At 36.1% G+C, this 8,709-nt stretch carries 8 protein-coding genes; 4 read left to right on the plus strand and 4 right to left on the minus strand.

The annotated features are described in order from the left end of the window. The first annotated feature begins 12 nt into the window (after positions 1 to 12). The 4 genes from Rain11_RS06005 (at position 13) to Rain11_RS06020 (ending at position 4,842) form a co-directional block, all read left to right on the plus strand. Positions 13 to 942 (plus strand): DNA adenine methylase, encoded by a 930-nt coding sequence (locus Rain11_RS06005; RefSeq protein WP_101358439.1) that lies wholly within the window; start codon positions 13 to 15, stop codon positions 940 to 942. Continuing rightward, positions 939 to 2,006, plus strand: a complete 1,068-nt coding sequence (locus Rain11_RS06010; protein WP_101358440.1) for a DNA adenine methylase — start codon at positions 939 to 941, stop codon at positions 2,004 to 2,006. Before Rain11_RS06005 ends, Rain11_RS06010 begins: the two co-directional genes overlap by 4 nt. Beyond that, complete coding sequence (locus tag Rain11_RS06015) at positions 1,996 to 3,384, plus strand: hypothetical protein (RefSeq protein ID WP_101358441.1); 1,389 nt, start codon at positions 1,996 to 1,998, stop codon at positions 3,382 to 3,384. Before Rain11_RS06010 ends, Rain11_RS06015 begins: the two co-directional genes overlap by 11 nt. Before the next feature lie 117 nt (positions 3,385 to 3,501). Beyond that, entirely contained in the window at positions 3,502 to 4,842 is a 1,341-nt protein-coding gene (locus Rain11_RS06020; RefSeq protein WP_101358442.1) for a DHHW family protein, read from the plus strand. A gap of 24 nt (positions 4,843 to 4,866) precedes the next feature. Here the strand turns inward: Rain11_RS06020 and gldC are convergent, their stop codons facing one another. From gldC to ald, 4 genes are all read right to left on the minus strand, one after another. Then, positions 4,867 to 5,217, minus strand: coding sequence for a gliding motility protein GldC (gene gldC, locus Rain11_RS06025; RefSeq protein ID WP_101358451.1), 351 nt, complete (start codon positions 5,215 to 5,217; stop codon positions 4,867 to 4,869). 71 nt (positions 5,218 to 5,288) lie between these two features. Then, positions 5,289 to 6,155, minus strand: a complete 867-nt coding sequence (locus tag Rain11_RS06030) for a nucleoside phosphorylase (protein WP_101358443.1) — start codon at positions 6,153 to 6,155, stop codon at positions 5,289 to 5,291. Between the two features lie 39 nt (positions 6,156 to 6,194). Continuing rightward, positions 6,195 to 7,199, minus strand: coding sequence for a polyprenyl synthetase family protein (locus Rain11_RS06035; RefSeq protein WP_317042747.1), 1,005 nt, complete (start codon positions 7,197 to 7,199; stop codon positions 6,195 to 6,197). A 78-nt stretch (positions 7,200 to 7,277) separates the two neighbouring features. Continuing rightward, complete coding sequence (gene ald, locus Rain11_RS06040) at positions 7,278 to 8,393, minus strand: alanine dehydrogenase (protein WP_101358444.1); 1,116 nt, start codon at positions 8,391 to 8,393, stop codon at positions 7,278 to 7,280. Positions 8,394 to 8,709 lie beyond the last annotated feature (316 nt).

Genomic DNA, 8,709 nt, shown 5'->3' on the forward strand with positions numbered 1-8,709 from the left:
GGTAGATAAAAAATGATAGCGGCACCATACAAAATAGTAACTTCTAAACTTATCAAGTCCCCACTGAACTACATTGGCGGGAAATATAAGCTTTTGGGGCAGATTTTACCTTTGTTTCCAAAACAAATAAGCACTTTTGTTGATTTGTTTGCAGGTGGATGTAATGTGGGTTTGAATGTAAAAGCAGAAAAAATAATCTGTAACGACAACCTGAAATTTTTGGTGGAAATGTATCAAGAGTTTCAAAAAAATAGCCTTACGAAAATATTACAATATATTGAAAATCAAATAAATATATTTGAATTATCCTTAACAAACGAAGAAGGTTACAAAAGATTACGTGAATATTACAACACACATAAAAATCCTTTGGATTTGTTCGTTTTAGTGGCTTTTTCCTTTAATCATCAAATTCGTTTCAACAACTCTCACGAGTTTAACAATCCTTTTGGGCGAGAAAGAAGCAGTTTTAATGACACAATGCGGGCAAATCTAATTAAATTTGTGCGTAAAATTCAGGCTTTAAACGTTGAATTTACTTGCTTTGATTTTGAAAAATTTGACTTTTCGCATTTAACCGAAAACGATTTTGTGTATTGCGACCCGCCTTATTTGATTAGTTTAGGTACATATAATGACGGCAAACGTGGTTTTACAGGTTGGAACGAAACACAAGAACACAAACTATTGTCAATTTTAGAAAGCCTACACCAACAAAATATTCGTTTTGCCTTATCCAACGTTTTAGTGCATAAAGGTAAAAAAAATGAAATTCTACAAAATTGGCTCAACAAAAATAAACATTTGAAAGTCAATTATTTACGCACAGATTATAGCAATTCAAATTATCAAACTTTGGTGCGTGATAAAAATGCAAGCGTGGAAGTTTTAATAACGAATTACGAAGCCGAAAAACCTAAAACTTTGTTTGATTTTAGATGAGATTTATTGGAAACAAGGAAAATTTGGTAGAAAAAATTTATCAGATTTTGCAAAGTAAAGGAGTTTTAGGAACTTCATTTTTTGATTTTTTTGCAGGTACAAGCAATGTAGGGCAGTTCTTCAAAAAGAAAGGTTATCAAATTTTCTCTTCTGATTTGTTGTATTTTTCTTTCGTCTTGCAAAAGGCTTACATTGCAAATAACGAAGTACCAAGTTTTGAAAAATTATTATCAGAAATTGACAAAAAAAACTATTCACTTTTTGCAAGTCCTTTAATGCAGGTAGTTGATTATCTGAATACCATACCGCAACGAGAAGGTTTCATTTTTCAGAATTACACACCCGAAGGAACGAAAAGTTTAGACATTCCAAGAATGTATTTTAGCAATGAAAACGGGAAAATTATTGACGCTATCAGACAGCAAATTGAAACTTGGAAAAATGAAAACTTATTAACCGAAAACGAATATTATATTTTGTTGGCTTGTTTGATAGAAACTGTGCCTTATTATGCCAATATTTCAGGAGTTTATGCCGCATTTCAGAAAAATTGGGATGCAAGAGCAGTCAAAAAATTGACTTTGCGACCTGTTGAAATCATTGTTAGCGGCAAGGAAAACAAGGTTTTTAATCAAAATTCGGTTGAGCTGATTTCAGAAATTCAAACGGATATTATGTATTTAGACCCTCCTTACAATCAAAGGCAATATGCCCCGAATTATCATTTATTGGAAACTATTGCAAAGTATGATAATCCGATAATAAAAGGTGTGTCGGGTATGCGAAATTATGAAAACCAAAAATCGCAGTTTTGCAATGCAGAAACAGGCTTAAAAGAACTTTGCAACATTGCAAAAAATGCACATTATAAATATTTAGTTTTGAGTTACAACAGCGAAGGTATTATGCCACAAGATAAAATTTTATCCGTTTTAAGTAATTTTGGTGAAGTGGAATTGGTAGAATTTGATTATTTGCGGTTTAAGTCAAATTCAAACGGTGAGAGCAAAACCAAAAAATTTGTTCAAGAACAACTTTATATTTTGAAACGAAATGAAAAATAACCTTTGGCTACTCACCGAAGAAAGACCGAAAAAAGAAGTCTTGAAAATTATCTTTCAAAAATTCGCGAAAGATTATGGTTTTGCGTGTTTTATGGACAGTTTGCGGATTTTACCCATTTTGGAAAATGACAAATTTACATTTACTTACGAAGTAACGGGTTTTCGGTGCAACAAAGTCAATAAGGTTTTTATCAAAATCGTTTCAGGCAATTCAAGTTTTACAGATTTTCTGGTTTTCTACCAAGAAAACCAGCCTACACAAGCAGATACGCCTATTTATGCCATAGAAGAAACCAAAACAGACGATAAAGAAAGCCGAAATACAGGCGTATATCAGCGCTGTAGCAAGTTTGTATTTATCAAAAATTACTACCCAAGTGTAAGAATGATAATGCTTTACAATTTGCAAGTAGAGCAAAAGGAAAAACCAACAGAAACCTACATTTTTGGTACAAGACTACTACTTACTTTGGGTGTTGAGATTTTAGGTAAAAAATTAGATGAAAATATTTTCAAACCTTTTGAAAGTATAGACGAAATTATTGATTTTAAGGCAAATATGCGAAAAGCACCTGCGGGAAATGTACCTGTTTTGATTACAAAATTGCAGGATAAAATTCAGATTTCGGGCAGACTTTATAAAAGTGGCGGACTTTCTCACGACCCAAATATTGGGGCTTTGAGTATTATTTGTGCGGTTTTACGCAAATTGGGTTGGACAAAAAAATTAGAAATTACACAACACGGATTAGAGCAAAAGCACGTAGGGAAAACCAACAAATTTATCCAAATAGCCAATAAATTAGACATTTCTTTGCAGGGGTTGGAAGTACCACAAGCAGAATTGAATGCAAATTATTGGGAATACGACACCGAAGGCGAGAAATTAGGGACAATTTTTATTCATTTGGTAGTAGAGAATTTTACGCAAGGCTATTCCATTTTTGAAAACCACGCAGGCAGTGAAAAAGGTTATTTTATTACAAAAGAAGGCAAAACAATTCCGTTAGCAAAATATAAAGACCGAGAAAAATACAAAGCAGGCGACAAAGACCAAATTATTCATATTCCCGACTTGATTTTGATAGATTTTGGGCGTAGCGAAGTGATAAACATTGAAGGCAAAAAGTACAAATTTCGTTCGCAGGGCATTGCCGAACTTGCCAATTATGATTTTATTGAGAAAAATTACATCAAAAAGTATTACCCAAATTTCAAAATTTTGCGAACTGTGGTGCTTTACGGTAGCACAGAACAGCAAATTATAGAAATAGAAATTGGCTTTTTACTCAACGAAAACGGAGAACTCATTTTGGGCATTAAAGCTCCTAAACTTTTCCAAGATGCCATCAAAAACTTGCTTGACTTTTGGGCATAAAATTTTTGCTTAAACATAGCCTTTGGAATAAAATACTTTTTTAACTTTGTAATTTGTATCAAAAAACTTCACCATTCTTACATTTATACTAAAAAATAAGATCCTTTTGAAATAACTATGCACTCTAAACTTTGGCTTTTGCGTGTAAGTACCTTTCTTTTTGTGGGGCTTCTGATGAGTTTTGGGATACTTTTTGTTTTTCTTCCTAAAAAAGATATTTCTGAATTTGAAAAACGCAAGCTAACCCCAATGCCTCAATTTTCTTGGAAATCTTTTTGGAAAGGAATATTTATGGATAGCTTGGATTTGTACGTAGCTGATAATTTCCCTTTTAGAGAGGGTTTTGTGCAAACCAACTTTACCTTTGCAAGTTGGCGAGGGTGGAAAAATGATGAAGTGAGCTTTTACAAGCAAGAGGTAGTTACCAATACTGAAATGAATGCTATGGATAGTTCCCTGACCCAAAACCAAGAGAATATAAACCCTGAAAATGAAATTATAGAGGGAGAAGCTGAAAAATCACCTGTAAAAGGCGTAATGATTTACAATGCAATGGCAATACAACTTTTCGGCGGTATAGAAGCCTCTGCGAAATATTGTGCCGAAGTAGCCAATTTTTACCAAAAAACCCTTAACGACAAAGCACAAGTATATTTGGCTATTGTACCCACACATCAAGAGTTTTATTTGCCTCACAAATACCGCCATAGCTCTGAAAAAAGTAATATTGAATACTGCTACAGCCAACTAAATGAGAGCGTAAAAAGTATCGATGTAGTGAGTACGCTTTACAAGCACAAAAACGAATACATCTACTTCAACACCGACCACCACTGGACAGGATTGGGGGCTTATTATGCCTACGTAGAATTCTGCAAGCAAGCAGGTTTTGAGCCTCTACCTTTGGAAAAAATGGAGCGAAAAGTTATCAATGGATTTCTGGGGTCAATGTATTGGCTCACTCGCGACAAACGCCTCAAAGAAAATATTGACTCTGTGATATATTACAAGCCCGCCGTAGAATATACCGCTTTTTGCAATGGCAAAAAAAATCCCGAAAAGCGTATGGGAGCATTGCTTTTTGCAGAGTTTGCCAAAGGTCCTTCGGCTTATAGCGTGTATTTTGGTGATGATTTTTCTTTGGTAGAAATTACTAACAAAAATCTCAAAAATGGCAGAAAAGCAATGATAATCAAAAACTCTTATGGCAATGCTTTTGCACCTTATTTGGTTGCACATTACGAGCAAGTTTGGGTAGTAGATTATCGGTATTGGAACAAAAATTTACTCAAAACCATTGAAGAACATAAAATTACTGATGTCATTTTATTTCATTATTCTTTTTCAGCAAATACCATTCCCGACTTGCAACGCATCAAACAACTGCTCACAGAATTCAAAAATAGTCCTAAACCCAAAAAACAAATTCCGAAAGATAGCCTTTCGGAAAAATCATAAACATTTATTTACGCTAAACGTTATTTATCCAATCTGCTGCATTTGTTTTACTTCGGCTTCGAGGCGGTCTTGCATACGTTTACAGATGTTTTCCATTTCCATCGCCATTACTTCATCACCAGTGGCAATGCGAATGGTATCGGCAAGCCCCGAAATGGTTTCTATGCAAAAGCGTTTCATTTCCATTACTTCCATTTCTTTTGTCCAAAGGTCTATTTTGAGCGTACCTTTGCCCCAGCCGTCCCAAATGGCAAGCGAAATAGCTTTGGCTTGCTCTAAACCGGGTTCAGGCTTTTGAGTGGCATCCCAATGAATTTTCTCGCAAACATTGTTTTCATCAAGCGTAATGTTCAGTGTAATGGTTTCCTTTCGCATAAAACAAAGATTTCTTATACAAACTTTTTTTATGGCAAAAAGTTCAACAAACACTCATAAAACACTGCCAATTAAAGTTTTTCTACTCTTTCCAATGCCAAACGAATAAGTTCATCAATGGTTTTTTCAGCATTTTTAGAAAACTCTTGGGTAATACGATTGGCAACAATCGCATTGAGCGAAAGCATTTCGTGTCCCAGCAAACGAGCCATTGCATAATAACCCGCTGTTTCCATTTCAAAATTAGTTATCCAAGTGTCTTGGCAATGGAAATAGCTTAAAGCATCAACTAAATACGGATAGCGGATGGGCAAACGCACCTTTCTACCTTGTGGAGCGTAAAAGCCCGGTGCTGTTATCGTTACGCCTTTTATCATATCAAAGGCAAACGTTCGCAAGAGTTTTTCCGAAGCACTCACACAATAAGGCGTAAAAGGCAATTGCAAGTTTTTTTGCAGGTTGAGGCTGAAATTTTTTTCAAAATCGGTTTGTTCTAAATTGTAGAAGGTCATTAGAGTATCTATGCCCAAGCCATAGGAAGAAGCTACAAAACTATCCAAACCTATTGCCGCTTGCAAAGCCCCTGATGTACCTATTCTAATAATTTTCAGCGTAGTATGCTCAGATTTAGGCTGTCGTTTTTTCAAATCAATATTTACGAGAGCATCAAGCTCGGTAAGTAAAATTTCCACATTATCCGTTCCCATTCCCGAGGAAATAGCCGTAATTCTTTTCCCTTTGTATACGCCTGTATGCGTGATGAACTCACGTTTATTCATTTCAAATTCAACTTTATCAAAATATTTGCTGATTTTATGCACACGGTTAGGGTCTCCTACAACCAAAATAATTTCAGCAATATTTTCGGGCTTCAAGTTCAAGTGGTAAATGCTACCATCTTTGTTGATGATAAGCTCGGAAGGAGGTATAGTGTTCATAGATTTGGGATAAAAATTTTTCTTTGCAATATATTCGCATCAGCTTTCACGCTCAATGAGCCAAGTCATAAAGTTTCGTAGTTTTTCTTTGGCGTTTTCAGTAGCCTGAATTTCCGCAAGGCTATCAAAAGCCTTTTGGAAGTAATTTTGAATAATAGTTTCTGTTTTTTCTCTCATACCTAACTGATTGTAAATTGCTGTAACCGCCTGTACTTTCTCTTGTGGGTTAAATTCTTTTACAGAAAGCCAATTCAAAAGCTCGGTTTTTATTTCATTTTGAGCATTTTGTAAAGCCTCAATAAGCAAATAGGTTTTTTTGTTGGCAATAATATCCCCTCCGACTTGCTTACCAAACTTTTCAGGATTACCATACACATCAAGCAAATCGTCTTTGAGTTGAAAACCCATACCCATATTTTCACCAATAAGGCGAATTTTTTCCTGCTCTACTTCATTAGCCCCTGCCAACATAGCCCCTAATTCTAAAGCAAAACCCAAAAGTACAGCCGTTTTGAGGCGTATCATTTCCAAATATTCGGTGATACTTACATTATTTCGGGTTTCAAAATTCATATCCCATTGTTGCCCTTCGCATACCCAAGTAGCACAACGACTGAATTTTTGCAAGGCAGAACGCAAAAATCTATCTTCAACCCCTTGTAGCAGAATTTCGTAAGCCTTTACAAGCATCACATCTCCCGAAAGAATAGCAATATTTTCATTCCATTTGGTATGCACCGTAGCGTGATTACGGCGAAGTGGAGCTTTATCCATAATATCATCGTGCATCAGGGTAAAATTGTGAAAAACTTCCACAGCCACCGAAGCAGGTACTACTCTTTGCCAATTTTCATCAAAAATTTCATATCCCAAAAGCACCAAAACAGGACGCAGACGCTTTCCACCCAAATTCATTATGTAACGTATAGGTTCGTAAAGTTCAGCAGGTTGAGTGCCATAGGTGCTTTTTTGCAAAAAGTTCTCTATTGCACCCAGATAAGAGTTTAAGTCCATAAAAGCAGAGGGGAATATATTTTTTTGCAAAATTAGAACTTTTAGCCAAAAAAAAGCCACGAAAAATATAAAATTTTCGTGGCATTGTATTCGGTGTTCAGTTATTATTTAGCTCAAATGTGTATTTACATCAACCAGAGGTAAGCCAAAGGCATCGGCAACACCTTTATACACAACATCACCTTTGATAACATTCAAACCTAATTTCAGTTCGTTGTTATCTTTGCAGGCTTGTTTCCAACCCTTATCGGCAAGTTGAATAGCATAAGGCAAAGTTGCATTGGTAAGAGCTACCGTAGAAGTATAAGGCACTGCCCCAGGCATATTAGCTACGCAATAATGAATAATATCATCAATGATATACGTAGGGTTTTCGTGAGTAGTAGGTTTGCAGGTTTCAATGCAACCGCCTTGGTCTACGGCAACATCTACCAGCACCGTTCCCGGACGCATCAGTTTAAGCATATCACGGGTAATGAGATGAGGAGCCTTGGCACCAGGAATAAGCACCGCCCCAACAATCAAATCTGAAACCTTAATCGCCTCACGAATATTGTACTCGTTAGACATCACGGTTTGCACATTACGAGGCATAATTTCGGCAAGATAACGCAAACGTGGCAAGCTAATATCCATAATGGTTACATGAGCCCCCAACCCTGCCGCCATAAATGCAGCGTGAGTACCTACAATGCCACCGCCTAAAATTAAAACATTTGCGGGCTTCACCCCAGGTACCCCTCCAAGCAACACACCACGCCCTTTGAACTGCTTTTCCAGATACTTTGCTCCTTGCTGAATTGCCATTCTACCTGCAACTTCCGACATTGGTATCAGCAATGGCAGGCTTCTATCGGCTTTTTCTACGGTTTCGTAAGCTAAACAAACAGATTTGCTATCAATCATTGCACGCGTGAGCGTTTCAGAAGAGGCAAAGTGAAAGTAAGTAAAAAGCAAATGATGCGATTTGATTAAGCCATATTCTTGCTCAATAGGCTCTTTTACTTTGATAATCATTTCTGCTTTGGCATACACCTCTTCTATGGTAGGCAAAATCGTAGCACCTGCGTTGCGGTACTCTTCATCAGAAAAGCCACTGCCCTCGCCTGCTGAGGCTTGTACATATACTTCGTGATTGCGTTTGCGAAACTCGGCTACCCCCGCAGGTGTAACCGCCACACGATTTTCATTCGCTTTGATTTCTTTGGGTACTCCTATTAGCATAGAAAATTAAAATTTTGGTTCAAGGCTCAAATATAAGTTTTTTTAGTTTGAGTTGTACTTTTCTTGAAAAAATTATGCAAGCTAATGCTTGCAGTTCGTATAAATAAAAAATCTTTTCACCGAGTATTTTAGACACTTCGCCGAAAAATATTATGCTTACATAATTTTTATTATATTTTTGTATTTGAACAATATGACCGCCAAGTTATGAATTAGTGGATATTGACGGCGTTTAATTTAACAAAATTAAGAAAGATTTCATCATTAAGAAAATCCTTATTGTTTTTTTGTGAGGTATAAAAAAAATACTTATAGC

The sequence above is a fragment of the Raineya orbicola genome, from assembly GCF_002843425.1.
GTDB lineage: Bacteria > Bacteroidota > Bacteroidia > Cytophagales > Thermonemataceae > Raineya > Raineya orbicola.